Here is a 25,724-nt window from a genome sequence, read left to right as displayed (position 1 = left end):
TAGATGTTATTAAATTAGATCTTTAATGTTTTCATTCAATAATATCAATTCTTTGTTTGAATTTTCATTGAAATCAAAAAGTTCGTAATATCTTCTATAATAATTAAGTACCTCTTTAGACATTTTAATCTTTTCCTCTGAAGATAAAGAAAGTGCTTTGTCAATTATTGATTTTACATCAACAATACTTTTATAAACCAGACAGTTAACATTATCTTTTAAAGAAGGATTAAGCCAGTGTGGATAATTTAGAATTGGTATAACACCTACAGACATTGCCTCTAAAACATTATGACACATAGGCATTGTCATGCCAGGAGCACAAAAAATAAATTCCGCCGAAGATAAATAATAACGCCATTTTTCTGTTGGAATAGCTCCTGACTGCCATTTCATTAAAACTAATTTATTTCTAAATTCACCAGAATTCAAATCTCTAACTAATTCGTCGCCTGAAATTGAAAGTAATTTTTTATGCTTCAGAATTTCTGTATAGATTTCCCATCTATTGAGCAATCCAAAATTATCCGGAATCACATTTGTATTATAAATTTTTTCTTCAAAATTCCCACTCATTAAAATACCTATATTTTTAGGTAAAATTTCTGTTTCAGATTGCAAATAATTACTTGGATGCATGATATATGGCAACGCATTTTTTTGATAATTATCTGAAGTATATATTTTTTTGTAATTATAATTTACCACAAAATCATCCTTTCTTTGATTGTGTCCAAAAGTTTTAATTTTATTGAATTCCGAAAATGGTTTTGCAAAATAAATATAATCAAGCTCGTTAAACCATTTAGCCAAAAATATCATTCTTAAAACAGAAAATTTCACAACAATTGGTTCACTATATACTGCTTTGATTCTAAAAAAAAGATTCAAATATGTTCTAACTTTTGTACGATGACTTAAATTCACATAAATGACTGGTTCTTTTTCTCTGTAAAATCTAACATATGAATAGTTTAGCTTAAATTCTTTAAGCTTTTTTATAATTTTCTTTTTTATTACAAATATCATTGCTGTTTTGGTTTATTAAAAAGCAGACTCCACCAACCAATTATTCTTCCCACAGTTTCAGTAAAAGCAGCTTTTTTATTATTGGCGGTAATGATATTAGTAAATCGTATAAATGTCAATAAAATTGTTATTGAGTTCCATTTAAAACGATCCTTCAGATTTGGTTTTGGATTTTTTATTCTCCAAACATACCAACCATTCCGTACCACCATTTTCCCGTATTGGTATTGATTCGGGCGTCCGGATTCAGCGTGAAAATGAGAAAGTTTAGCAGCAGTATTCAAATACAAATTTCCGGTTTTTGAAACTCTCAGTGTAAAATCGGCATCTTCATATAAACCATAACCTTCAAAATAAGTAGAAAATGAAAACTTTTCAAAGACAGATTTTCTAAAAGATGAAACACCTCCCATTAATTGTTCTACCTGATATGTTTTATTACTTGGAGGTAAAAACCCGACACTTCTTCCATGTGAAAACGAAGGAGAGAAACCAGGAGGACAATCACTGTCTAATTTAAGTTTTTTTCTTAAAACAAACCGACTGCCATCTTTACGCTTCCATCCATCAAAATAAAATTCATTTTTATTTGAAGAATAATCCCCCTCAACCTTTGTCCATTCAATTTCATTAAAAATATATCCGCCCACTCCTAAAGCATTAGGAAATAATTTGTATGTTTTTAATAAATTTTCAAAATAATCTGTTTCAAGAACAGTATCATCATCAAGAAAACAAATCACTTCATTTTCCTCATTCACTTTAGAAATTCCAAAATTTCTTTGTTTGGTAAGTCCTCGATTATCTTCAGCAACTAAAAAATATTTTAGATTTTGAAATTGATTTTCTTTTATAATAGTTTCAGTTTTATTATTCGTTGAGCCATCAATTACCAAAATCTCAGTTGGATACAAACTTTGCCTTTGAATGGATTGCAACAAATTCAATAAGGGTGCAGGTCGCATGTATGTACAAATAATTACCGAAAAATTCACTCTTGATTTTTTAATTGATTTGCCCAATACAAACTTCTCTCCCATTGTTTTTTAAAACTAATGAAATATTTAATTGGATTTTTAATTGACTGAACTTTATAAAATTTAAAAAACAGAATGGTTTTATATCCACATATTTGCTTTTCATTCAAATGTAACAATTTATAGAGCATAATTGTTGGAGACGGTTTTGGTTGAACTTTATCTAAACTCCAAGCCAAAACGGGTTTAGTTCTAAAACCACCAATTGGTGCTTTTAAATGCAATATTTCCAGATCTGGAATAAAAACGACATCTGTTCCCTGATTTCGAAGCTGCATTCCAAAATCAGAATCTTCCCCGTATCCAAATTCAAACTTATTATTGAATCTAACTTTATTTAACAAACTGGAATGTATAAAACTATTCCCTGAACCAAAAAATGAGATTTGATATGCTACATTAACTCTTTTAATTTCATTCGTTTGTAAATAAGACGTTGTTAAAACATTTATACCGTATTTGTTTAAATTAGATAAGACATCATTCAATAAATTTTCATCAAATCGATTATCATCGTCATTCAAAAACACCCATTCACTTTTTACTTCGGCCAAAGCCAAATTTCTGGCATTACACGCACCTGCCTGATGTGTAAAAATGTGCTTTATTTCAAAATTCCAAATTTCATTTGTGAGATAATCCAATTCTGAAATGCTGTCTGGATTTGGATTCTGTTCAACAATAATAACCTTTTCAGGAAGGTGGGTTTGTTGTGACAAATCCTTTAAAACATCATACAAATATTTCTTTCTGCCAATAGTCGGAATAATAACATCAATGGTTCCTGACTCTACTACTTTCTTTACAGATTGAACTTGAATTTCATTTAACAAATTGTTTCTCAACTTTTTTTGTGAATAAAAAAGACTAAAAAGAAGTGGAAAAATAGTTACTTTTCTTTCATACAAAAAGAAATTCAGGAAAAGTAAAATTACCCAGCGTGTTTTATAATGCTCTTTTACAAATCTAAATAATGTAAAAGTATCATTTTTACTTTTTGGGATTTGGTAAGATAAATTCTTTAACAATAGAGGTTCTGAATAACATAAAAGCCCATGTGGCATGGCTAATTTTGCCATTGAATGCAAAAAATAATCAAAATTTTTAATTTCCCGAACATTGTCTTTCAAAGCTAACAGAACTGAAGAATGAACTCCTCCTACATGACTGCTCATCTGCCAGGTAGGATAACTTACTTTTTTATTTATTTTAGTAAATGGAGATTCTTCAATATAACCTACTGCTTCAGATAAAAATGAATTTTGAAAAGGATTAAATGAAGCCAGAATTTTATTATGATGAAAAACAGTGCCAAGTGCAGGAAGATTTAAATCAGATTTTAAATCAACATGACACCAAAGTATTAACTCATTTGGATATGATGCTACCATTTCGAATAACGTCTTGGCAATATTTTTTTGAAAAAAAACAATATGCTTTTCGTTACCTTCAACTTCAACTACATTATTATTTTGATGATAAATAACTATCATTATCTGCTTGAGTTTAATATTTCTTTATAAAAATCGATATTCTTTTCTACCAGTTTATTAATATCGAATTTCTCCTCCACTTTAAACCTTGCCGATTTACCAATTTCTAAACAAAGTGTGTTATTTTGTAATAACTCAATTATTCTGGAAGAGAATGAATCATGATCAGCCGGATGAACCAAAAATCCATTTTCCTGATCCGTAATAAGCTCTTGAGCCCAGCCAATGTTACTGTTCACTACTGCTTTTTGTAGTGCCATAGATTCTATCGTAACCATCCCAAAGGTTTCTGCATAGGTTGGAAAAACACAAACGTTTGCTTTTTTAATATAGTCCTGAATCTCCTTATATGGAATTTTACCTAAAAAATTGACATATTTTAAATCCTCCTCATTAAATTGATTTTTCATCAATTGCCAGGTTGATTTTGACTTTGTTTGAATATCAGCAGCATCACTTCCTATTAAAAGCAATTTGGCTTGAGGAAAGCTATTCCTGACTTTATTAAAAATTTCAGGCAATTCTAAAACTCCTTTTTTCCTGATTAAAGTTCCTATATACAAGATTAAATTTTTTTCATACACTTCCGGAGTTGCATTTTCAAAATTTTGAAGTTCCAAACCATGATGAATTGTCTTGATTTCTTTTGTCTTTATTTTAAAAAGCTTTTTAGAAACTTCTCCTGCAAAATTTGTTGGCGCAATAAATACTTTTGCTTGATTTATCGCTAATTTTTCAAACCAGAAATTTTTCAGCTTTTGCTTTCTGTTTTCTAAATAGCAGAAATAAGCATCACTCCCGTGAAAACGAATTACTAAAGGAACTCTAAAATTCATAAAAGCCGTAATTCCTGTCCAATCCGGCGCTTCAATAAGTAATATGTTTTCTTTTTTGATTACTGTATTGCAATACTTCTGAATATGCTTTCTATGAAAAAACCAGCCTAAAAAAGAATATTTTTTATTTTTAATTAAATGAATTTTAACCTCATCTTCAAAAAAAACAGCCTCTTTATTTTGTCCATACACAAATACCGAAACTGCTATGCCTTTTTTCACTAATGCAAGAACCAAATTTCTGATGCTTGTACCAATTCCCGCAGCATGTTTTGCATTACTATGAGGATATTCGGGAGTTAAAAAAGCAATATGCATAATTTATTTATTAAAGAAATCTTTTATAATCCTACTTGTAAACATCCTTGCACCTGTATCTGTCATATGCCCGCAAGACGAAAAATATTTATCCTCAACTACTGTATTTTCATAATTATGAATTTCCGGATAGGCTTTTTTTACCTTATCAAAATAATTCATTCCAACAACATTTTCACACATTGGTGTCATTACAGCTATAAAATTGATCTTATTGGCTTTGCAGATCTCTTTAATTTCTTCGTAATATTTATTATGAGGCAAAGGGTTCAGATTGACAATATTATTTTTCATATTTCCGTTTTTATGTTTTTCTAACGGATAATATCCTAAGTTATCTAAAGCATTTGTTTTTTTATGAATTGCTGTAAAAAAAGTTTCTCTAAAACCAATTTTAGTGTCATATTTTATATATCTGTAAAATGGAACATAATATAATTCATTAAAATTTTCCTGTGTTTCAAAATGTTCTTTTATTACATCTGAATTGTGAATATATGGTAAAAATAAAGCAGCAATTCCTTCAGCCTCATGATCATTAGAAAGATTTAAATCTGCTTCCAGAATTACATTCTTAATTGTATATTTTCTTTCGATCATCAATTTCAATAGTAAAGAAGCTTCAAATAAATGTCCGCCGCTTATTCCGTAGTTAAAAGTTTTTAATCCTTTATCTTCAAACATTTGAGATACGAAATGATTATTTGCACGCGATGAACCTAAAATAATTACATCATATTTTTTAGCTTTTGAATTAAAAATAGTTTCTATTTTCCCTCTGTTCTTAGACTGTAAAAAAATGAAGGTATAGAGTCCGTCTAAAATTACCGCAACTAAAATTGTTATGGTTAAAATTTTCACTGTGTAAACTAAAAACTTCTTCATTAAAATTGAAAATATATAAATTCTTTATAATCAGAATAAGTCCCGAAGGCTAAAATAGCCAAAACTGCCAAAGCCATTTTCAGCATATTTCCTTTGCCTGATATAGGCTCTGTTTTAGTACGGCTATTCCATTCGATCAGGGCAAATAGCCCAATCATTAATGTCAATTCATAGCTATAACGTTCATTGTCTAAATATTGAAAACTAAAATCCCTGTTAGTAATAATTTGCTTTAGATATGCAACTGCATCTGTAATGGTTTTCGCTCGGAAAAACACCCAAGCCACACATGTTAATAAAAAAGTATACAGAATACTCATTATTACTTTTACCGAATCAAAGTTAAATTTTAGCCGGATAGCATCCATATTATTCCGGTTACTGTTTGATAAAAGCAATGGTAAAAAGTAAACTGCATTTATAAAACCCCAGACAATGTATGTCCAATTAGCGCCATGCCAAAAACCGCTGACAACAAAAATGATAAATGTATTTCTGATTTTCATCCAGATTCCGCCTTTACTTCCTCCTAAAGGAATATACAAATAATCGCGAAACCAAGAAGATAGTGAGATATGCCATCGACGCCAAAATTCTGCAATATCCCTTGAAAAATAAGGATAATTAAAGTTTCGCAATAAATCTAAACCAAACAATTTTGAAACGCCCAGGGCGATATCCGAATAACCTGAAAAATCACCATAAATTTGAAATGCAAAATATACAGCACCCAAAATAAGTGAGAATGAATTCATTGAAGTGTAATGGTCAAAAATAGCGTTAGCATAAGTTGCACATGTATCTGCAATAACTACTTTTTTGACTAAACCCCAAACGATTTGGCAAACTCCATCTTTTGCAGTTTGAAAATCAAACTCCCGTTTTACTTTTACCTGAGGCAATAAATGTGTTGCCCTCTCAATTGGTCCTGCAACCAAAAGCGGAAAATAACTCACAAATAAGGAATAATCAACAAAATTATATTCGGCTTTTATTCTTTTATAATAGATATCAATTACGTACGACAATCCATGGAAAGTGTAAAATGAAATTCCGACCGGAAGAATCACCTCCAGTAAAATAGGACTTGCTTTTATCCCAGCATTATTTAATAGTTCTGAAAAAGAAGCAGCAAAAAAGTTATAGTATTTAAAAACTCCCAGAAAACCTAAATTGACTAAAATACTGAGCCAAAACCAAAATTTCCGGCTTTTCTCTGATTTTCCTTTTTCAATTTGAATTCCTGTATAGAAATCTAAGAAAGTGGAGAAAACCAATAAAAATAAGAATCTCCAATCCCAGCAGGAATAGAAATAATAACTTGCAACTATTAATAAGGCATTTTGGGTACTTTTGGTTTTATTAAAAACAAACCAATACAGGAAGAAAACGATTGGTAAAAAAATGGCGAAAGCCAAAGAGTTAAAAAACATAAATTAAGTTAATTATTAAAGGACTGGTAGAATCTGCTTAGAATCTATTTTGTCATTAATGAGAAATTGCTAAAGCCATTTGGTTATAAAGTCCTGAATTGGAATATAAAAATCCCCTACATTTTCTTCCACTTTTTCCGGGCTCCAATTCCACCATTCAATTTGCTTCATTTTTAAAATTGTATCCAAATCGTATTTCATTTTCACAATTTCTCCCGGAATACCCCCAACAATAGCATAATCCGGAACATCTTTTGTTACAACTGCTCCTGCCATAATAGTTACACCATTACCAATTGTTACATTCGGCAAAATTACAGCATTCATACCAATCCATACATCATTGCCAATTTTCGTTTTACTTTCATCAGTTTTTATAGATTTCTTAAAATCATATTGTGTTTTATCGCCAATAAGTAAATCTTTATTTACAAGATGATTGAAATGAGGAAACGTCGTAATATCACTCGCCATATGATGTCCTGAATCTAATATAAAATTGACATCATTTGCTATAGAGCAGTATTTGCCAATTTCTAATGCCGAATTATTATGCCATTGCCATACAAAAGCACCATTATGATACGTTTTATAACCAATAGTTACATTTTTTGCCTGATGCAAATACGTTTTATTTTGGCCTTTTAGAAAATTATAATAATCGTTCCCTAGAATTTTCCATGCTATTTTACGCAAAAGCTGTTTCATTTTACTATTTGCTTTATGCCTTCCCATATACGTTGAGATGCTAATTGTGGTGTGGACTGATTTATTTTTTCAAACCATTTTTGAGCATTATCAATTATTGCATTTGAATTTGACAAACTGGCTCGTATTTTTTGAGCAATTTCTTTCGATGAATTTAACCATACAACCGATTCTTTGTCTGGCATTGATCGGAAATGAATATAATTATATATTTTTATTACAGACCAATTTTTATCCTTCTTATTAGCAACATCGTAATTAATAAAAGCACACGGTTTTTTGAAACTTACATAATCAAAAACCATTGAAGAACCCAGATTTACAACCATTTCTGTATGTTTTATAGTATTCGCATGCAAAATAATATCTGCCTGGGTTGGTAAAATTGTGTTCCAATCTTCACTTATTTTTTGCCAGGCAGGGGCAATGGGTATAATAATATCTTTGTAATCTTCGAGTATTTTATTGTATCTGTCAGAGAAATCAACAGGACAGCGTCTAAAAACAACTCCTAAATTATTTCCTTCATGATTTAGGTTACGAACTGCTTCTGCAACATCTTTTAAATATTCCGCATCATCAGGACAGGTTGTTATATCATCTCCAGAATAACAAATATATTTTTTATTTACATCTAATTTATTTTGTTCAAAGAAAAGGTCGCGTGAAACTAAATTATCAGTATTAAAGTGCGTTTCAAACTGAGGTGTCCCGGAAACAAATACTTGTTTTTCTTCGATATAGGGATAATAATTAAGCAATTCATTCTTCATGTGTTCACTCCACACAAAATAATAATCCGTTTCAACAACCATTGTGGCTTTAGGTAGATTATCCCAGGAAAAAATAAAAGTCGCAGTGGGGATTCCTAATTCTTTTGCTGCCAAAATTGGTGCAATAGCAAGAGTAGGGCGTTGATTTGTACAAAAAATTATAGCAGGCTTTTCACTCTGAAGTGCTTCTAAACATTTCTGATAATAAATTGTTTTTTTTTCATTCCTTTTAATTTTTTCACGAATAACGTTTAATCCTTTTTCTGAGGAATAAAAATAAATTAGCGACTCTGCTGTAAGACTTTTTATTTTGTTCTTAATGCCTTTATAACTAAATGGAAATCTATACGTATCATAAACAATATCATCACTCTTTTTAATATTTAAATTGAGTTCAATATGTTTTCTCACATTTTTATAAATATCCGTAAAAGAATGCGTTTTGGCTTTTTCAATTTTAATTTCTTTAAAACCCAGTTCTTTTAATTGAAAAGGGGTGTTATTCCAAAATGTAATATCAAAACCATTTTCAATACCAATCTTATGAAAATTTGTAAATGCAAAATTTCGCAAGCCAACGCCATCAGGTAATAAAATAAAAATCTTATTATTTTTCATTAAAAATCCCTAAATTGTTTTTGATGATTAAGCTGCCAAATATCTTGTTTTTGAAGGCATTCAAGAAATAATTCATTACTATTTCCCTGTCCAAAATCTTCATTTGAAGCATTAACTTTATGTGAAACTATTAAATCAAGAGCTTCTCTTATACCTCTTTCAGAATAATCTGTATTTATGATGTCAGCATGAATGGCTCTATTTTGCTGTCTTGTTCCAATATTTATAATTGGAATTCCATAATACGGCGCTTCACGAATTCCAGCGCTACTATTGCCTATAATAAATTGGCTGTTTTTTAATAAAGTTAGAAAATACTCAAACCGAAGTGATGGAAAAATTCTAAATCTCGAATTCATTTTTAGTTTTTCATAAGCCTCAATTATAAATTGGCTTCCCAAATCATTATTTGGATAAATAACAACATAATTATGATTGCTTTCCAGTAAAGAATTTACAAAGCTTATAGCATATTGCTGCATTTCTTTAATTTCGGTTGTAACCGGATGAAACATTACAATAGCATATTGCTCAAAATCAATATTGTAATATTCCTTAACTTTTTTCAAATCCGGTAATTGATCCGAAAACATGATGTCAATATCCGGAGATCCTATCATAAAAATTGATTCGTGGATTTCTCCCATTTGTAAAAGTCTCTTTTTGGCCTCGACATTAGAAACAAAATGAACGTGACTTAATTTACTTACGCTATGACGAATTAACTCATCTACTGTACCCGAAACTTCTCCTCCTTCTATATGCGCAACTAAAATATTATTTAAAGATCCTACAATTGCTCCGGCAAGCGTCTCTACACGATCACCATGTACAACAATCATATCCGGATTAATTGTTTTACAATAACCTGACAATCCTTCTATGGTTTTAGCCAAAGTTAAATCCATAGTGGTTTCGTGGGTATGATTTTCAAAAGTAAAAACATTTTTAAAATTACAGCGTTCAATCTCTATTAAAGTATAGCCGTACAACTCCTGCAGATGCATACCGGTAACAAAGACAAAAACCTCAAAATCCTGTTGTATTTCAAGCGTTTGAATTAATGATTTTATTTTACCAAAATCGGCACGTGTACCTGTCAGGAAAAGAATCTTTTTTTGTGAGTTACTCAAAATCCGAAAAATCTAGTTGTTCGTCAGTTTCAATATTTCTTGTTGCTTTTTTTCCAAGAACATCATTAAATTTTTCGGCTAAAATTTTTCCTGTTCCCGGACGTTTTACCCAGATATTCTCTTTGGTAAAAGTTTCGCCTTTTTTAATATTTTTAATAGAACATACCGTTGCAAACGCAAAATCGATTGTAACTTGTTCTTCAAGTGCCGGTTTTTTTGTTCCACCACGCATTAATGCGATTTCTGCAGAGGAAACAATTAATTCCTGACATGCTTTTTCATCCATACTACACACAATATCCGGACCTGTACGTTGCATATGATCTGTAAAATGCCGCTCTAAAATACTTCCTCCAAGAGCTACTGCTCCTAAACAGGCATTATTGTTTAATGTATGATCGCTTAATCCAAAAACTTTATCCGGAAAAGCTCCATGCAATTCTATCATTGCGCCATAACGAACCAAATGAATTGGTGTTGGATACAAATTGGTTGTATGCAAAAGAGCCACAGGAATATTATATTTATCAAAAATGGCTACTGCTTTTTGAACACTTTCTATAGTATTCATTCCTGTACTTAATATTACGGGTTTCCCAAAAGAGGCAATATGCTCTAACAATGGATAATTATTGCACTCTCCGGAACCAATCTTATAAGCCGGAATATCAAACTTTTTTAATCTCTCGGCCGCAGCCCGTGAAAATGGAGTCGAAATAAAAATCATTCCTTTACTTTCAACGTATTTTTTTAGTTCTAATTCATCCGCTTCATTTAATGAGCAGCGTTCCATGATTTCATAAATAGAAACATCTGCATTACCTGGGATTACTTTTTTTGCAGCACCACTCATTTCATCTTCAACGATATGAGTCTGATGTTTTACGACCTCAACTCCTGCTCTATGTGCAGCATCGACCATTTCTTTAGCAACCTGAAGAGATCCTTCGTGATTAATTCCGATTTCTGCTATAACCAAAGGCGGAAAATCAAGTCCAATTTTTCTGCCGGCAATTTCTATGTATGGATTCATTTCCTCTTAAATTTTCTTATTTTTCTTTTTATAAATGTTTTCACCTTCTCTTTAAACCAATATATTTTCATCTGAAAAGTAGGATTTGCAAAAATTAATTGTCCACCTCCTATATAACTATTTATATCTCTCCCTTCATGTGCATATGGCGGATTTTTTTCTAATGTAATGACATTGACATATAAGCTTTTTGGAAAAACTTTTACAACTGTTTGAACTTGAATTTGCCTGTCACCTTCGATAAAAAGTACTGTATGTTTATTGCAATATTCTTTAATATTCATTAGAGCTTCATCGGATCCGTCAATTATAATGAAATCAAATTTTTCATTTTTGATTTCTTTTAATTCAGAATAAAGTATGACATCCTTAAAAAATGCTACATTAATAGGTAATGCTTTTAAGCAAAAATCATTTTTTTCAGTTCCACTATATTCAATTTCAAGTTTATTCTTGTCATTATATTTCAAAATAGTATCAGCAACACAACCAATTCCCATTCCGATCTCTAATATTCTTTTTGATTTAAAAGTAGTAATTAATCTTAAAATTACTTCTAAAGCAAATGGAGTTGCGATATAATCACTTCCTTCCAAGGAACAAAAAAATTTATAATTCTCAACGGCATTTTTTTTTATTTCCATTTTCAAATAATCTTTAATAAATATTCCGCATAATCAAAATCATTTTGATCATCAATATCAACCTTAGCAAAAATATGATTCATCTTTAAAGGAAAAGCATTCTCTGATAAAATTTTATCTTCTAAAATTAATTTTGTTTTGCTTATATAAAGCAATCCGTTTTCATAAAATAAAGGCTCTAAATCCTGACTACGCTGACCGATTGTATAATTGAACGGAATAAATTTATCATTTTCAATTTTACCTAATTTTTGATGATTCTGACTAACGGTAAATAAACTATCATTTTTTTTTTCTTTATAAATTTCAAATGCTTCCCTTAATAAATTTGTTGGACGTAATGGGTTTGTTGCTTGTAATAAAATTACATTTTCCACCTCATCATCGATTTGTTCTAAAACATTTTTTAATGCTGAAACTGTAGGTTCTAAATCTCCGGACAGCGATTGAGGCCGGTTTATAATTTTGGCTCCAAATTGTAAGGCAACATGTTTTATTTGTTCATCATCTGTAGAAACATAAATTTCATCAACAATATCGCTATTTGCCTGAGCATACAAAATGCTATGCGCCAATAAAGGAATCTGACCCAAAAGTCTTATATTTTTCTGAGGTAATCTTTTAGAACCTCCCCGAGCAGGAATTATAACTATTGTTTTCATTAGCCCATATTTTTCTTAGCATTTTCAATTAACACATCCATACCTTCATTCCACTTTACGGCTGAGTATAAATCTTTTGGAATTGAAATATCGAAAACGGATTCCTTATTTAAAAACTCTAAAATAGCTTTTTCCCATTCTGACACAAAATTTGGCTCGTTTATTAATTTACCGAGTTTACCATATTGCAGCACTTCCGGAACGCCCCCAGCAGCTGATGCAATACAATAGTTACCACAATGCAAAGCTTCAATCAGGCTCATTCCAAAACCTTCATGGCATAAAGTCGAAAACAAATAACAGTCAGCTGCCTGATAATACTTTGGTAATTCATCATTAGGAATTCTTCCTAAATATTCAACTCCATTTACAGGGCTTTTAGGTTCGCATCCAATAACCCATAAAACAATATCCTGACGAGTTTCATATACTCTTTTCCAGGCGTCCAGAACAATATGTAATCCTTTTTTGGGGCGATCCTGAGAACACCACACAAAAATTTTCTTATCTAAAAGATTTTGTTCTTTTTTTAATTGCTCTTTTTCAACTATCGAAACAGGATAAAATTTTGATGTATCAATTCCATTATGCAATACAGAAAAACGTGTTGGCAAAACAGTATAAGTATCTTTGTGCGCTAAATAAGAGTCATGCGTCAATAAAACCATTTCATCAATTGATTCGAAAAACCATCTCCCATGAAAATTTGCATAAAATGGAGGAAAACTATGGTAAAAAAACTGGAGATAACACTGATTTCGTTTGTGGTTCTTTTCTAAAAAATCTACCAAATTCTTTACGATACCATAATTATCGATAATTTGAATAATATATTTTTCATTTGGTTTTATAATCTTATCCAGAGCTTTTAGATAGCCATAATAGGTGTTTTTAGTCAGTTTTCTAATTACTTTTTCACTAAAATCATTAGTCACAAAACTGTAATCAACGCTTTCAAATTTTAATTTTGGCTCACTGCAAACTATATAATCTATTTGATGATTACTCATCAGGTAGTTTTTATATAATGTTGTCCAGCTTCCAATTTTATCGAAAGGAAGAGGTACTTGCGAAATCAAAATTACTTTTGGCATTTTTAGGTTTTAAAATTATAATTCCTGTTTTTTTATTTTAAATATGATACTTTTTAAATCTTCGCTAATTTTATAAGAATAAGGATATTTATGATAAAACGAAACAATATGCATTAGTAATAGATCGTTTATTTCTTTTAATGTATAATGCTTCGTTACTTTCCTGCCTAATATTTTTTTAAGAATGCTCTTAACTTCAAATTGACCAATTTCATCCTTTTTTATTTGTATTGCAATTATTTTTTCTTTTGAATTTGGCAATTCATAATATAAAAAATGATCAATTTTAGATTTTTCAGTGGAAAGCTTTTTTGGACTAACATCACTTAGTTCATTAAATTCTGTTTTATCTAATATTATACCCCAGTTTTCCGAATTTACTTTTATTGTTTTATTTTTTAAATTATAAACCAAATGTTTATGATTAAGTTCAACTATTCCTGACAATTGTAATTCAGTACTTAACTCTTGTGTCTCTCTTGATCTATAATTTTTATGCCATTGATGCAATAATAATAATTCAGTATCATAATATACAATTTCACATTCCAGATTCTTTAAACGATTATGAATGTCTGTGTCTTCGGCTCCCCAAAAATGAAAAAACTCATCAAAACCATTTATTAACTTCAATTTTTCAACGGGAAACAACGTCATTCCTGTTGCTTCATTATTGGTTAAAAAATTAGTTTTATAATTTTCAAAAGGAACATCTTTTAGACTTTCTTCTTCATTTAAAAATCCCACCTGAAAATAAGTTGCTTTATTTGGTTCTGCGAATTTTTCTAAAATCCCTGTAAATTTTGAATGAAAAATCATGTCAGCATCCGCAGTAAAACAATAATCTGATTCTAAGTTTTTTATAGCATAATTTAAGGCTTTACATTTATTCCAAGGCTGTTCTGCTGTAAAAAGATGGATATAAGTAACAAAATTGTACTGATTTAAAAGCTCTCTTATTTTTGAAGAAATAATATCGCTGGAACCATAATCTACAAAAATTACATTAAAATTTTGGCTTACTTGTTTTGCTAATGAATCAAGAGAATTTTTAATTCTTCTTATATCTCTGTTTCTAAACGTATAAAGAATAGTTATCATTTATATTTTTTTTAAAACTATAGCAAAAGCTTTAATTATTTTTTATGAATATTTTAAGTAATCTAAAAAGCACTCGTCTATTAGTTCCATAATATTTTACAAAATAGAAAAAAAACTCAAAAAACTGTAGTTTTAATCTTTCACGATGGGCAGCATATTTAGTTTCTCCATTGCTGGTTATTCCATTTAAATCATAAACTGCAAACGGAATTTCTAAATAAATAAAATCAAACCTTTTTTTAAATAGAACGAAATGCATTTTCCAGTCAGAAATATATTTTAGCTTTTCATCAAAATATAAATTATGATAAGACAAATTATGATAAATTACTGCCTGTTGACATATCGTATTTGTAAATAGAAACCGTTCATCTAATTTTATAGGATAATCAAGTTTAGTTTGAGTTAAATCATTTTTCAGCAAATATATAGGTGCATAATACACTGCTTTATCGTTTAATTTTGAAATAATTTTATTTAATATTTCTTTATCATCTACCAAAGTATCGCCACTATTCAAAAACAAAAAATAACTTCCTTTTGCCCTCTTAATACCTTTGTTCATTGCATTATAAATGCCATGATCCGGTTCGCTTATCCAATAATTAATTTTATCGTTTTGAAGGGATAAGTATTCACCACTGCCATCTGTAGAACCACCATCAATCACAATATACTCAAAATCTTTACAACTTTGATTAGTAACGCTTTCTACGGTTTTTTTTAGACCCTGAACATCGTTATAGTTAATTGTAATAATGGATAACTTCAACATTATTTATCAATTTTGAATTCTTGTTTTACTCTGTCAAAAACTATCATGGGCGGATAACAAAATAGGGATTCTTTGTTTTTTTGAAGTTTGAAATATAAAATTTTCTCTACTATCCTTTTTATAAATCCAAATCGAAATTTAGACAGAAAAACATTCATTTTTTTTATACGTATTACTATTTTTTTTTCTTCATTTGAAATAATATTATCAACCTCATATTTTATTCTTTCATTTGCTTCTTTCAAATATTCTTCAGCAAAATCTAATGATAATTGTTGTTTTGATCTCATTCTAAATCCACCCAGCAAAGCATTGGTAACAAACAATTTTTCATGCCTGAAAAAACGAATCCATAATTCTAAATCACTTGCATATTTCATTTCGACCGTCAGTTTTCCTCCCGATAGATCCCATAAGGAACGTCGCCAAAAAATTGATTCCTGCTGAATCCACTTAAAATCTCCTAAGTAATAATTTAATTTAGACCATCTTTTTATTTTATTAACTGCAATAGTTCTCCCTGCCTCATCAAAAGTAGACGGAATTCCCTGAAGCCAATTTATGCCAGGCAATTTAAATATTTCAGCAACTGTAAAAAATGCTTTTGGGTGGTACAAATCATCTGAATTTATCCAGGCCATAATTTCGCCTGTCGATTTATCAAAACCTTTTTGAACTGCTTCATACAAACCGTTATCAGGTTCACTAACCCAATACGTTAATTGATTTTCATATTTTTTAATTATATCAATTGAATTATCTGTACTGCCGCCATCAATAATAATATATTCTAAATTAGGATAATCCTGAGACAAAACAGATTGAATAGTCTGCTCAAGATATTCTCCTCCGTTAAAGTTTGGTGTTACAATTGATATTTTTGGATAGTTCATTTTAATTAATTGCTTTTATTATTTAAATTAAAACTCGTAAATAATTAATTTAAAATTTAGATGAACCTTTAATTTTTAATAAGCTCCTTAAGACGTTTTTAATAAAAATTTTATTTTTCTAAATATTCGCCTCATAAAATAATCAATATATTTTCTACTTAAAGTCTTGTCAAACCAAAATAAATGAAATGAAATTTTCCAGAATTCTTTTGATAAAACAGGCAATGATTTTAAAATATTAATTGAGTATCTTTCTATTTTTATTTTAATTGAAGAGCTATATTTCCTATTGCTATAGTCATTAAACATCTTATATATAAACAACATCGAATAATTATATATCTTTTCACTTTTTTTAAAAATATTCGAAACTCCATTTTCGTGCAATCGATAATTACATCTTGTTTCATTTTTATAATGAACCAAACCTCCATTAGCAGTAAGAATTAGATAAAGACTATAATCTCCACTTAGTACTTTACAAAACCATTTTGGCAACTCAATATTTATATTTCTGAAAACAACACTCGCTGTTGGAATATACCATTCATTAGTTAAAATATAATTTGTATCCGTAATTTCAGGGATTTCATTTTCATTAAATATTCCAATAAAGCTACCATCAGGGTTAATTAAATGACTATTACTACAGCTAATCACAAACTCTTCGTTCTTTTCCAAAAAACTAACTTGCTTTTTTAATTTTAATGGATCTGTCCAGTAGTCATCACCTTCACATAATGCAATGTATTTACCTTGACATTCATTCATTGCAAAAATAAAATTAGGCATCATTCCTAAATTTTTTTCATGTTTGAAATATTTAATCCAGGATTTCTTTGGGTGATTCTCTAAAATATCCTGAATAACTTTATCCGTTTGATCTGGGGAGCAATCGTTTGCTAAAATAAGTTCTACCTCAAAATCGCATTCTTGCATTAAAATCCCTTCAATTGCATCACGAATATATTTTTCATGACCATAAGTAATCATACAAACACTAACTTTCAAATTTTGCGGCATACTTAAAACTCTAATGGGTCTAGCTCCCTTATTATTTTTGCAGGTGTGCCAACTACAACACAATTGTCAGGTATGTCTTTTGTAACTACTGAGCCAGCACCTATTATAACATTTTTACCAATTGCTTTGTCCGGTAATATCGTTGCATTTGATCCTATTTGAGAGTAAGACCCTACTGTAGATCTTCCTAACAAAGTTACACTTGGGGAAATTTCTACAAAATCACCAATTTTACAATCATGAGTAATTATTGAATTATAATAAACAATACATCCCATTCCTATTTTGGAACTATTTGAAATAATTACGCCTGAAAGTATATTAGTTCCATGTCCTATTTGAACATCAAATGAACCTACATTTGCTAAAGGGCTAACTGTAGAAGTAAAGACTCCGCCCAATGAAATGAATTTATTAAATAACTTTTTTCTTAAAACAGGATTACCAATTCCAATTGTAAATCGATTATCTATTGTATTAAAGTAATCAGCAACCTCATTAGTTGTTTTTAAAATTGGAAAAATTTCATATAAATTCCCTTTTATATCATCATTAACATCGTCAAAAAAAACCAAATTTTCTAATTGATTCATTTGGTTAATTATTTCCAAAACTTCTTTTGCAAATCCTTTCGCGCCAACAATTAACATAAATTCTTATTTATTAAAGTAACGATTCTGGTCATATCTACTACTGACAGACCAACATACAAAGGCAAACATAAAATTCGAGATGCGATACTTTCAGAAATAGGCATTGACATCCCAATGGTGTACTCGATTGTATTCAAAGAAGGGTAAAAATAACGTCTAGGAAAAATTTGATTTTCATTTAATGCTTTTTGAACTTTAAGTAATTGCTCTTCGCTATCAAAAATTACAGGATAATAGCTATAATTCCACTGCGTATTTTCCCTTATTTTTAAGCCTTGTAGTTTTGAAAAATTAAGTGTATCATTATAAAAATCAACTACTTTTTTTCTCTCATTAATTATTTTATTCATATAAGGCAAAACAGCAAGACCCATTGCAGCTTGCAATTCAGACATTTTTCCATTTATACCCAAACCATGAAATGCTAATGGCCCGTTATGCCCAAAATTATGACTGTAGAATAATTGATGTTGCAAATCAAGATTTTTTGAAAACATAGCCCCACCCTCTCCTGTGTGAAACAATTTTGTAGCATGAAAACTACAGGTACTTACATCTCCATAATCAAAAATAGATTTGCCATTGTATTTTACTTCAAAACAATGTGCGGCATCATAAATAACTTTTAAATTATGTTTTTTTGCAATAGCTTCTATTGCAACCACATTACAGGGATTACCAAAAACGTGTGTAGCTAAAATAGCAGTGGTTTTATCCGTAATAGCGGCTTCAATTTTAGTCTCGTCAATCGTTAAATACTCTGGATGAATATCTACAAAAACCGGAGTACAATTTTCCCAGACTATTGCTGCTGTAGTTGCTACATAACTAAATGGTGTGGTAATAATTTCTCCTTTATTTCCCAATATTTTTAATGCAATTTGCAATGGCACGGTACCATTATTAGTCATTATAATATTAGAAATGGATAAATACTTTTTTAATCTTTCTTCTAACTCCAAAACTAATTCTCCACGATTAGTTAGCCATTCATTATCCCATGCACGTTGAACCTGCTTGTTGTATTCTTCTATAAGTGGAAGAAAAGTCTTGGTTACGTTTATCATGTTATTTTCTTTCAATTTCTTCAGTTAGTAATTTAATTCTAGGATTCATTTGATAATCATTAGAATAAATTTCTAAAAATTTATTTCTCCCTTTTTGAGATATATCAAACAGTTTTTCAGGATTTTGTATCAAATTTACTATTTCTTTCTCAATTGAAGTTACATCTCCATCCGTAATAATAATTTCTTTTCCGTTTTCAAAAACTGTATTTTGGTTCAGCTTGTCAGTAACAATTGCAACAACACTATTTAAAACTGCTTCTATTACTGTGCCTAAAGGAAAGCCGTCAAACGCTCCTTTTCCATATAAGAAAGGTTTATTTGGAGATACAATCACATCCATTTGTTGATAAATAGTATTTAAATCATCAAATTTTTGATATCCATAAAATGTAATTTTTCCATTAAGTAAAGTAACATCTATTTCTTCTTTATCAAAACCACCAACAACATGAAAACGAACGAAATCATATTTTTTAATCAAACTATGTGCTAACTCAATAAATACATCATAACCTTTATCTAATCCTTTTGACATATATTTAGCAGCACAAAATACAATATCAAATGTTTCCTTAGCAGGATAGTTTTTTTTAAACGATATATTTGCATTTAATGAAAGCTGTGGCACAACACAACCAAAAATATATTCTATTTTATTTGCTTCACAAAAATTATTTTTGATTAAATACTCTTTGGTATATAATTGCGTTACAATAACTTTTCTAAATTGGGGCGATGCTAATACCTTTTTTAATTGTTGATCACTTATCAAATCTTCTACCTGAAATCCACCTCCTGGATAAAGTGTAAATACAAAAGGAATTTTATATTTTTCTAACCAAACTAAATTGCGATATATATTAGACAAAAAAACACAATAAAAAAGTTTTGTGTTAATATTTACAATTCTTTTCTTTTCTATAAACTTATTTTCTAACTCTGGAAATTTGGACTTAAATTCCAAAATATGAATTTTGTGAATTTTTACTTCAGTTTTTAATGCCGGATAGGATATGGGTTCTACAATAATTTTAGATTTTTTAAAAATATTTAGTAAAGTTTTAAACTCTTCGTACCGAAAACCAGAAATTGGATGTGGAAAAATATCATCATAAATAAATAAATCATTTTTATAAAAACTCTTCACAAACCTTTGTTTTAAAAAAATAGTTTTTATTTTTTTTATGATATTTCTTCTAAATTTATATAGTATCATTTTTTGTTTACAGCTTAGACTTCTGAATTTGACCAATCAAAATAAGGCCTTAATGCCCCGCTCCAGGTGTCAAAAAAATTCCCTCTTTTTGTTCCCTCTTCTTTAAATTCTATAGATACAATACTTTCTAATTTTACAATTAATTCAAAATTATTTCCAACTAATAAAATACTAAAGAAATATTTGCCCGTATTGAAAGTGTTTTTATTTAATTTACAGACACTTTTAAAAGTTCCCTTTTTAAGTTTTTGTCTATTTAAGTTTGGAGAAGCAATTAAATAATTTTCCTTATCATCAAATATCGATATTGAGACATTTAAAACTTGTTCCTCAATTAAATTTTCATAAAAAACTTCCACAAAAACATCTTCCTCAATGTAATTAAATCCACTTTTAGAAAATACATTAATTGACTTTATAATTGCTTTTTCATTACCCGGTGCTTCCGCAGACGACCAACAAATTTTTGATTCTGTTAATTTGTTTTGAGAGTTATATATATCCAACGCTTGTTCTACTGAACCATTGTATTTTATTAATCCATTTTCCAGAACTATCCCTTTAGTACACAAACTCTTCACTGCCGCCATATTATGGCTAACAAACAAAACAGTCCTTCCTTGTCCTTTAGAAATATCCTGCATCTTACCAATGGCTTTTTTCTGAAATTCAGCATCACCTACAGCCAATACTTCATCGACCACCAAAATTTCAGGTTCCAAAAAAGCAGCTACTGCGAAAGCCAGCCGTACGGTCATTCCACTGCTATAGCGCTTTACGGGAGTGTCTATATAACGTTCGCAACCGGAAAACTCTACAATCTCCTCAAGCTTGGAGGTTATTTCTTTTTTGGTCATTCCAAGAATCGCTCCGTTCAGGAATATGTTTTCTTTACCGGTTAACTCAGGATTAAATCCTGTACCAACTTCAAGCAACGAAGCAATACGCCCACGAGATTTAATGCTTCCCGTTGTAGGAGCAGTTACCTTAGACAATATTTTTAATAAAGTAGATTTACCAGCTCCATTCTTACCAATAATTCCAAGAACTTCACCTCGCTCTACTTCAAAATTTATATCTTGTAAAGCCCAAACATAATCAGAATTTCCTTTTACAGAACGGTCGTTAATATCGCCAATTTTTAGATATGGGTTTTCTTTACCTCGTATTTCATGCCACCAACGATTCAGGTCATGACTCAAAGTCCCGGTACCTACTTGTCCTAAACGGTATTGCTTAGAAATATTTTCGGCTTTTAATATAATATCTTTCAATTTAGAATTGGATTAGAAATAAAAATAATAATTGAGAATATTGAAATTGTTTTTTGATATTGCTATTGATTATACAGTATCTATAAAACTCTTTTCAGTCTTATTAAAAATTAAAAGGCCAACAAAAAATACAGCAATAGTAACTAATAAAGTATAACATAATCCTAAAACTGAAATTTCTCCAGTATTTAAAAGCATATAACGAGAAGTTTCAATAATATAGGCTAATGGATTGTACTCTACCATCCAGCCAAATTTTGGCAATTTATCTTTAATCAATTCCATTGGATACATTACTGCAGATAAATACATTAACAACTGTATTCCAAAAGTAACCAAATTACTAAAATCACGATATTTGGTAACCATAGAGGAAATTAACATTCCAAGTCCAAGACCTAAAATTCCCATAACAGTAATTAAAATGGGAAAAAAAATCACTAAACCATTCAAAGTTAAATCAGCTCCTTTTATATAGTAAAAAAGATAAAATGCTATAAAAATAATAAATTGAATTCCGAATTTTATCAAATTTGAAATTACAACGGACAGTGGTGTTATTATTCTTGGAAAATAAACCTTCCCAAAAATACTGGCATTAGCTTTAAAAGTATCAGAAGTTCCGTTAAGACAAGCAGTAAAGTAATTCCACACCGTAATTCCTGCTAAATTAAATAAAAACGGAGGTATTGCCCCTGTATTAATTCCAGCCACATTATTAAAAATTATAGTAAATGTAACTGAGGTAAATAATGGTTGAATCAAATACCAAAGCGGTCCTAAAACTGTTTGTTTATAAACTGTGATAACATCTCGTTTTACAAAAAGAAATAATAAATCACGGTATTGCCAAATTTCTTTAAGATTGAGTCTGAAAAATTTATTTTTGGGTGTTATTTCAAACAACCAATCATTATCATTGGTATTATTCATTTTATATTTAGTTACAACTATATTATAATATTGGCTAAAAGATTATTTAAAAAGCAAAAGGCGTTTTTAGAAACACCTTTTAAAATTTATTAAAGCAACCTTAAGATTTCTATTTATCCAAAACTTCAAAAGCAGAATTCATACTTTTAAATTCAGGAACAATTTTTTTCATTTTACTTACTATGTCATCATTATTATAAAAAGTTGCAATTGTTACAAGCTCATCTATCTCTACATGTAAGTTTTCATATTCATCTTGAATTTCCTGTGCTATCATAATTTTGTTATGATAAGTTGGCAACGTTTTAGAAGTATCATTCAGTAATTCTTCATACAATTTTTCACCAGGTCTAAGTCCTACAATTTTTATCTTTATCTCTTTATCAGGAATGAAACCTGCTAATTTAATCATCTTTTTAGCTAAATCAATAATCTTTACGGGTTTCCCCATATCAAATATATAAATTTCACCACCATTACCCATTGCTCCAGCTTCTAATACCAATTGACAAGCTTCAGGAATAGTCATAAAATAACGAATGATATCCTGATGGGTTATTGTAACAGGGCCTCCTTCGGCAATTTGTTTCGTGAACAAAGGAACAACAGAACCATTTGAGCCCAAAACATTTCCAAAACGTGTTGTAATAAATTTTGTAACGCCCTCTTCCTTTTCTCTTTTATTTTTTAAAAATAAAGACTGTACATATTTTTCAGCTATACGTTTACTCGCTCCCATAACATTACTGGGATTTACAGCTTTATCTGTAGAAACCATTACAAATTTCTTTACATTATATTTACAGGACAAATCGGCTAAATTTTTGGTTCCTTTGACATTTGTAAGGATTGCCTGTGAAGGATTTTCTTCCATTAAAGGTACATGCTTATATGCTGCAGCATGAAAAACTACTTGTGGTCTAAAATCAATAAATATCTTTTCTAAAGCTTTTTTACTTTTAACATCCGCAATAACAGCTCTTATTTTAGTTTGCGAATCTAATGCCAGGGTCTCTAAACACAAATTATGCAAAGGAGTTTCTGCATGATCTAAAATTACAATCATTTTTGGATTAAATCCTAAAACCTGTCTTACAATTTCACTACCAATTGAACCTGCAGCACCTGTTATTAGTATCACCTTATCTTTTAATTGTTTAGATATGGATTTACTGTCTAATACAATCGGTTTTCTTTCTAACAGATCCTCTATCTGAATGTTTTTTACTTTTTGAGAAATTTCTTTTTGATTTTCCCAATTAGAAATTAATGGTACTGTATAAACTCTGTAATTAAATTCCAAACACTGATCAACAATAATTAACTGATCTTCTTTAGATAAACTTTTATCAGCTATGATAACACCTTCTGCAGCTACAGATCTCATTAATGCTGGTAATTTTTTCTTTTGAATCAATATTGGCAAATCCAACATTCGCTTAGAAGCATTTTGGCTATTTTTATCAACAAAACCAACAATCTTGAATCTTGAAGGTGTTTCGAATTTTAGTGCATTTGCTACAGAAATTGCATTTGCATCTGTACCATAAATGACTGTTCTTATTAATTTAGAGTCAGTTTTTTCAGAAAAATAGATTTCAAAAGTTTGCTTTACAATTACTCTGTATATGAATAATCCACAGAAAGACAACACTAAGTTTATAAAAAGTGCAGTATTTAAAAATGCTTTATGACCTGAATATAACTCAAAAACTAAATTGAAAACCAAAAAGAAAATCAAAACTGACATTTGAGAAAACAACAATTTTATTGCATCTATATAAGAAGAATGTCTGATAATACCTGAATATGTTCTAAATAACCAAAAGAAAAATACATTAACACATATTAGACACGATATAAAATAAAATTGATACGACGTTACAATATACCCTAATGCAGTTCCTTCAAACAACATATAGGTAAAGGTAAATGAAAAAATAAGTACCATTATATCAATAGCTACAATAATCCATCTGGGCAAATAACTAAGATTATTAATATTTGCTTTAAAGTTCCGTGGGGAAAAATAATTATGAAGCAAAGCCGCTATTTTAGTTTGTCTATCTGTATTCAAATTCGTTATATTTAGTATTGAAAACTCAGTACACTTACAAAAGTACTAATTAAAGATTTTAAAAAAATATTTCTCTATAAAATTAAAATCTGACTCCTTTATTCTTTTGTTTTAAAAATTCGATCAGATAAGATCCATAGCCCGATTTAACAAGAGGTAATGCAAGTTCTTCAAGTTGTTGATCTGAGATAAAACCTTGTCGCCATGCTATTTCTTCAATACAACCCACTTTTAATCCCTGTCTTTCCTCTAAAACCTGAACAAATTGTCCGGCTTGCATTAAACTATTAAAAGTTCCAGTATCTAACCAGGCCGTTCCTCTGCTTAAAATACCAACTTTTAAAGATTCTTTCTCTAAATAAACCTTATTAACATCTGTAATTTCATATTCGCCCCTTGCACTTGGCTTAATATTTTTAGCTATTTCTACTACTGAATTATCATAAAAATATAATCCCGGAACAGCATAACTTGATTTTGGATTTTCTGGTTTTTCTTCGATAGAAATAGCTTTTAAATTCTCATCAAATTCCACTACTCCATAACGTTCCGGGTCTGAAACATGATAAGCAAACACCACTCCTCCATTCGGTTTTGTATTTGACTTTAAAAGTTCCTGCATATTAGACCCAAAAAATATGTTATCCCCTAATATCAATGCAACATCATCGTTTCCAACGAATTCTTCTCCAATTACAAAAGCCTGAGCTAAGCCATTTGGAACAGCCTGTTCAGCATAACTAAACTTGCATCCTAAACTAGAACCATCTCCTAATAATTTTTTAAAATTTGGCAAATCATGAGGTGTAGAAATAATCAATATTTCATTTATTCCCGACATCATCAATGTCGACAACGGGTAATAAATCATTGGCTTATCATATACAGGCATCATTTGCTTACTCATAGCAAGAGTCAAAGGGTGTAATCGTGTTCCTGAACCACCGGCTAATATAATTCCTTTCATAAATATAGATTTTAGATTTTAGATTTTAGATTTCATTATTGATATA

Annotated in this window: 24 protein-coding genes; all 24 read right to left on the bottom strand. The window is 29.8% G+C overall.

Annotated elements, in window-relative coordinates:
- Positions 1-9: 9 nt before the first annotated feature.
- On the bottom strand, positions 10-1,029 hold the full coding sequence (locus PMI10_RS01685) for a hypothetical protein (RefSeq protein WP_007803812.1): 1,020 nt from the start codon (positions 1,027-1,029) through the stop codon (positions 10-12).
- Positions 1,026-2,069 carry a glycosyltransferase family 2 protein gene (locus PMI10_RS01680; protein WP_007803809.1) on the bottom strand — a complete coding sequence of 348 codons (1,044 nt, stop codon included), beginning with the start codon at positions 2,067-2,069 and terminating at the stop codon, positions 1,026-1,028. The genes PMI10_RS01685 and PMI10_RS01680 overlap by 4 nt, the downstream gene beginning before the upstream one ends.
- Entirely contained in the window at positions 2,021-3,559 is a 1,539-nt protein-coding gene (locus tag PMI10_RS01675; protein WP_007803807.1) for a glycosyltransferase family 2 protein, read from the bottom strand. Before PMI10_RS01675 ends, PMI10_RS01680 begins: the two co-directional genes overlap by 49 nt.
- Complete coding sequence (locus PMI10_RS01670) at positions 3,559-4,713, bottom strand: glycosyltransferase family 4 protein (RefSeq protein ID WP_007803804.1); 1,155 nt, start codon at positions 4,711-4,713, stop codon at positions 3,559-3,561. Before PMI10_RS01670 ends, PMI10_RS01675 begins: the two co-directional genes overlap by 1 nt.
- A gap of 3 nt (positions 4,714-4,716) precedes the next feature.
- Entirely contained in the window at positions 4,717-5,598 is an 882-nt protein-coding gene (locus tag PMI10_RS01665; protein WP_007803803.1) for a hypothetical protein, read from the bottom strand.
- Positions 5,598-7,031 carry an MBOAT family O-acyltransferase gene (locus PMI10_RS01660; protein ID WP_007803800.1) on the bottom strand — a complete coding sequence of 478 codons (1,434 nt, stop codon included), beginning with the start codon at positions 7,029-7,031 and terminating at the stop codon, positions 5,598-5,600. Before PMI10_RS01660 ends, PMI10_RS01665 begins: the two co-directional genes overlap by 1 nt.
- 69 nt (positions 7,032-7,100) lie before the next feature.
- Positions 7,101-7,739 (bottom strand): CatB-related O-acetyltransferase, encoded by a 639-nt coding sequence (locus PMI10_RS01655; RefSeq protein ID WP_007803798.1) that lies wholly within the window; start codon positions 7,737-7,739, stop codon positions 7,101-7,103.
- A complete protein-coding gene (locus PMI10_RS01650) occupies positions 7,736-9,130 on the bottom strand; it encodes a hypothetical protein (RefSeq protein WP_007803796.1) in 1,395 nt (464 codons plus the stop codon). Before PMI10_RS01650 ends, PMI10_RS01655 begins: the two co-directional genes overlap by 4 nt.
- Positions 9,130-10,263, bottom strand: coding sequence for a UDP-N-acetylglucosamine 2-epimerase (gene neuC / locus PMI10_RS01645; RefSeq protein ID WP_007803794.1), 1,134 nt, complete (start codon positions 10,261-10,263; stop codon positions 9,130-9,132). The genes PMI10_RS01650 and neuC overlap by 1 nt, the downstream gene beginning before the upstream one ends.
- On the bottom strand, positions 10,256-11,296 hold the full coding sequence (locus PMI10_RS01640; RefSeq protein WP_007803791.1) for an N-acetylneuraminate synthase family protein: 1,041 nt from the start codon (positions 11,294-11,296) through the stop codon (positions 10,256-10,258). The genes neuC and PMI10_RS01640 overlap by 8 nt, the downstream gene beginning before the upstream one ends.
- Complete coding sequence (locus PMI10_RS01635) at positions 11,293-11,940, bottom strand: hypothetical protein (protein WP_007803789.1); 648 nt, start codon at positions 11,938-11,940, stop codon at positions 11,293-11,295. Before PMI10_RS01635 ends, PMI10_RS01640 begins: the two co-directional genes overlap by 4 nt.
- 2 nt (positions 11,941-11,942) lie before the next feature.
- Positions 11,943-12,602 (bottom strand): acylneuraminate cytidylyltransferase family protein, encoded by a 660-nt coding sequence (locus PMI10_RS01630; protein WP_007803788.1) that lies wholly within the window; start codon positions 12,600-12,602, stop codon positions 11,943-11,945.
- The gene (locus tag PMI10_RS01625; RefSeq protein ID WP_007803786.1) at positions 12,602-13,696 is read right to left on the bottom strand and encodes a glycosyltransferase family 4 protein; all 1,095 of its coding nucleotides are present in this window, start codon (positions 13,694-13,696) and stop codon (positions 12,602-12,604) included. Before PMI10_RS01625 ends, PMI10_RS01630 begins: the two co-directional genes overlap by 1 nt.
- 15 nt (positions 13,697-13,711) lie before the next feature.
- Positions 13,712-14,797 (bottom strand): glycosyltransferase family 2 protein, encoded by a 1,086-nt coding sequence (locus PMI10_RS01620; RefSeq protein WP_007803783.1) that lies wholly within the window; start codon positions 14,795-14,797, stop codon positions 13,712-13,714.
- Between the two features lie 31 nt (positions 14,798-14,828).
- Positions 14,829-15,572 (bottom strand): glycosyltransferase family 2 protein, encoded by a 744-nt coding sequence (locus PMI10_RS01615; RefSeq protein ID WP_007803781.1) that lies wholly within the window; start codon positions 15,570-15,572, stop codon positions 14,829-14,831.
- Positions 15,572-16,465, bottom strand: a complete 894-nt coding sequence (locus tag PMI10_RS01610) for a glycosyltransferase family 2 protein (protein ID WP_007803779.1) — start codon at positions 16,463-16,465, stop codon at positions 15,572-15,574. The genes PMI10_RS01615 and PMI10_RS01610 overlap by 1 nt, the downstream gene beginning before the upstream one ends.
- Positions 16,466-16,552: 87 nt before the next feature.
- Complete coding sequence (locus PMI10_RS01605) at positions 16,553-17,458, bottom strand: glycosyltransferase (protein ID WP_007803777.1); 906 nt, start codon at positions 17,456-17,458, stop codon at positions 16,553-16,555.
- A gap of 32 nt (positions 17,459-17,490) precedes the next feature.
- Positions 17,491-18,138 (bottom strand): acetyltransferase, encoded by a 648-nt coding sequence (locus PMI10_RS01600; protein WP_007803775.1) that lies wholly within the window; start codon positions 18,136-18,138, stop codon positions 17,491-17,493.
- Positions 18,132-19,208 (bottom strand): DegT/DnrJ/EryC1/StrS family aminotransferase, encoded by a 1,077-nt coding sequence (locus PMI10_RS01595; protein WP_007803773.1) that lies wholly within the window; start codon positions 19,206-19,208, stop codon positions 18,132-18,134. The genes PMI10_RS01600 and PMI10_RS01595 overlap by 7 nt, the downstream gene beginning before the upstream one ends.
- 1 nt (position 19,209) lies before the next feature.
- The gene (locus tag PMI10_RS01590; RefSeq protein WP_007803771.1) at positions 19,210-20,427 is read right to left on the bottom strand and encodes a glycosyltransferase family 4 protein; all 1,218 of its coding nucleotides are present in this window, start codon (positions 20,425-20,427) and stop codon (positions 19,210-19,212) included.
- Positions 20,428-20,441: 14 nt separating this feature from the next.
- On the bottom strand, positions 20,442-21,701 hold the full coding sequence (locus tag PMI10_RS01585) for an ABC transporter ATP-binding protein (protein WP_007803768.1): 1,260 nt from the start codon (positions 21,699-21,701) through the stop codon (positions 20,442-20,444).
- Between the two features lie 69 nt (positions 21,702-21,770).
- The gene (locus PMI10_RS01580) at positions 21,771-22,634 is read right to left on the bottom strand and encodes an ABC transporter permease (RefSeq protein ID WP_007803765.1); all 864 of its coding nucleotides are present in this window, start codon (positions 22,632-22,634) and stop codon (positions 21,771-21,773) included.
- A gap of 109 nt (positions 22,635-22,743) precedes the next feature.
- The gene (locus PMI10_RS01575) at positions 22,744-24,711 is read right to left on the bottom strand and encodes a polysaccharide biosynthesis protein (RefSeq protein ID WP_007803763.1); all 1,968 of its coding nucleotides are present in this window, start codon (positions 24,709-24,711) and stop codon (positions 22,744-22,746) included.
- A gap of 82 nt (positions 24,712-24,793) precedes the next feature.
- Positions 24,794-25,678 carry a glucose-1-phosphate thymidylyltransferase RfbA gene (rfbA, locus tag PMI10_RS01570; RefSeq protein ID WP_007803761.1) on the bottom strand — a complete coding sequence of 295 codons (885 nt, stop codon included), beginning with the start codon at positions 25,676-25,678 and terminating at the stop codon, positions 24,794-24,796.
- Positions 25,679-25,724: the final 46 nt, after the last annotated feature.

Origin of the sequence: Flavobacterium sp. CF136 (assembly GCF_000282055.1) — a bacterium.
Lineage (GTDB): Bacteria > Bacteroidota > Bacteroidia > Flavobacteriales > Flavobacteriaceae > Flavobacterium.
Note: the sequence above shows the minus strand (reverse complement) of the source record. Positions and strands in the feature narration are given on the sequence as shown.

Excerpts from the sequence above, each read along its gene's own strand:
- PMI10_RS01610 (WP_007803779.1), bottom strand. The coding sequence starts at position 16,465 with ATGAACTATCCAAAAATATCAATTGTAACACCAAACTTTAACGGAGGA.
- PMI10_RS01665 (WP_007803803.1), bottom strand. The coding sequence starts at position 5,598 with ATGAAGAAGTTTTTAGTTTACACAGTGAAAATTTTAACCATAACAATT.
- PMI10_RS01590 (WP_007803771.1), bottom strand. The coding sequence starts at position 20,427 with ATGATACTATATAAATTTAGAAGAAATATCATAAAAAAAATAAAAACT.
- PMI10_RS01660 (WP_007803800.1), bottom strand. The coding sequence starts at position 7,031 with ATGTTTTTTAACTCTTTGGCTTTCGCCATTTTTTTACCAATCGTTTTC.
- PMI10_RS01650 (WP_007803796.1), bottom strand. The coding sequence starts at position 9,130 with ATGAAAAATAATAAGATTTTTATTTTATTACCTGATGGCGTTGGCTTG.
- PMI10_RS01600 (WP_007803775.1), bottom strand. The coding sequence starts at position 18,138 with ATGTTAATTGTTGGCGCGAAAGGATTTGCAAAAGAAGTTTTGGAAATA.
- PMI10_RS01675 (WP_007803807.1), bottom strand. The coding sequence starts at position 3,559 with ATGATAGTTATTTATCATCAAAATAATAATGTAGTTGAAGTTGAAGGT.
- PMI10_RS01625 (WP_007803786.1), bottom strand. The coding sequence starts at position 13,696 with ATGCCAAAAGTAATTTTGATTTCGCAAGTACCTCTTCCTTTCGATAAA.
- PMI10_RS01605 (WP_007803777.1), bottom strand. The coding sequence starts at position 17,458 with ATGATTACTTATGGTCATGAAAAATATATTCGTGATGCAATTGAAGGG.
- PMI10_RS01635 (WP_007803789.1), bottom strand. The coding sequence starts at position 11,940 with ATGGAAATAAAAAAAAATGCCGTTGAGAATTATAAATTTTTTTGTTCC.
- PMI10_RS01615 (WP_007803781.1), bottom strand. The coding sequence starts at position 15,572 with ATGTTGAAGTTATCCATTATTACAATTAACTATAACGATGTTCAGGGT.
- PMI10_RS01685 (WP_007803812.1), bottom strand. The coding sequence starts at position 1,029 with ATGATATTTGTAATAAAAAAGAAAATTATAAAAAAGCTTAAAGAATTT.
- PMI10_RS01620 (WP_007803783.1), bottom strand. The coding sequence starts at position 14,797 with ATGATAACTATTCTTTATACGTTTAGAAACAGAGATATAAGAAGAATT.
- PMI10_RS01655 (WP_007803798.1), bottom strand. The coding sequence starts at position 7,739 with ATGAAACAGCTTTTGCGTAAAATAGCATGGAAAATTCTAGGGAACGAT.
- rfbA (WP_007803761.1), bottom strand. The coding sequence starts at position 25,678 with ATGAAAGGAATTATATTAGCCGGTGGTTCAGGAACACGATTACACCCT.
- PMI10_RS01630 (WP_007803788.1), bottom strand. The coding sequence starts at position 12,602 with ATGAAAACAATAGTTATAATTCCTGCTCGGGGAGGTTCTAAAAGATTA.
- PMI10_RS01580 (WP_007803765.1), bottom strand. The coding sequence starts at position 22,634 with ATGAATAATACCAATGATAATGATTGGTTGTTTGAAATAACACCCAAA.
- PMI10_RS01595 (WP_007803773.1), bottom strand. The coding sequence starts at position 19,208 with ATGATAAACGTAACCAAGACTTTTCTTCCACTTATAGAAGAATACAAC.
- PMI10_RS01640 (WP_007803791.1), bottom strand. The coding sequence starts at position 11,296 with ATGAATCCATACATAGAAATTGCCGGCAGAAAAATTGGACTTGATTTT.
- PMI10_RS01680 (WP_007803809.1), bottom strand. The coding sequence starts at position 2,069 with ATGGGAGAGAAGTTTGTATTGGGCAAATCAATTAAAAAATCAAGAGTG.
- PMI10_RS01670 (WP_007803804.1), bottom strand. The coding sequence starts at position 4,713 with ATGCATATTGCTTTTTTAACTCCCGAATATCCTCATAGTAATGCAAAA.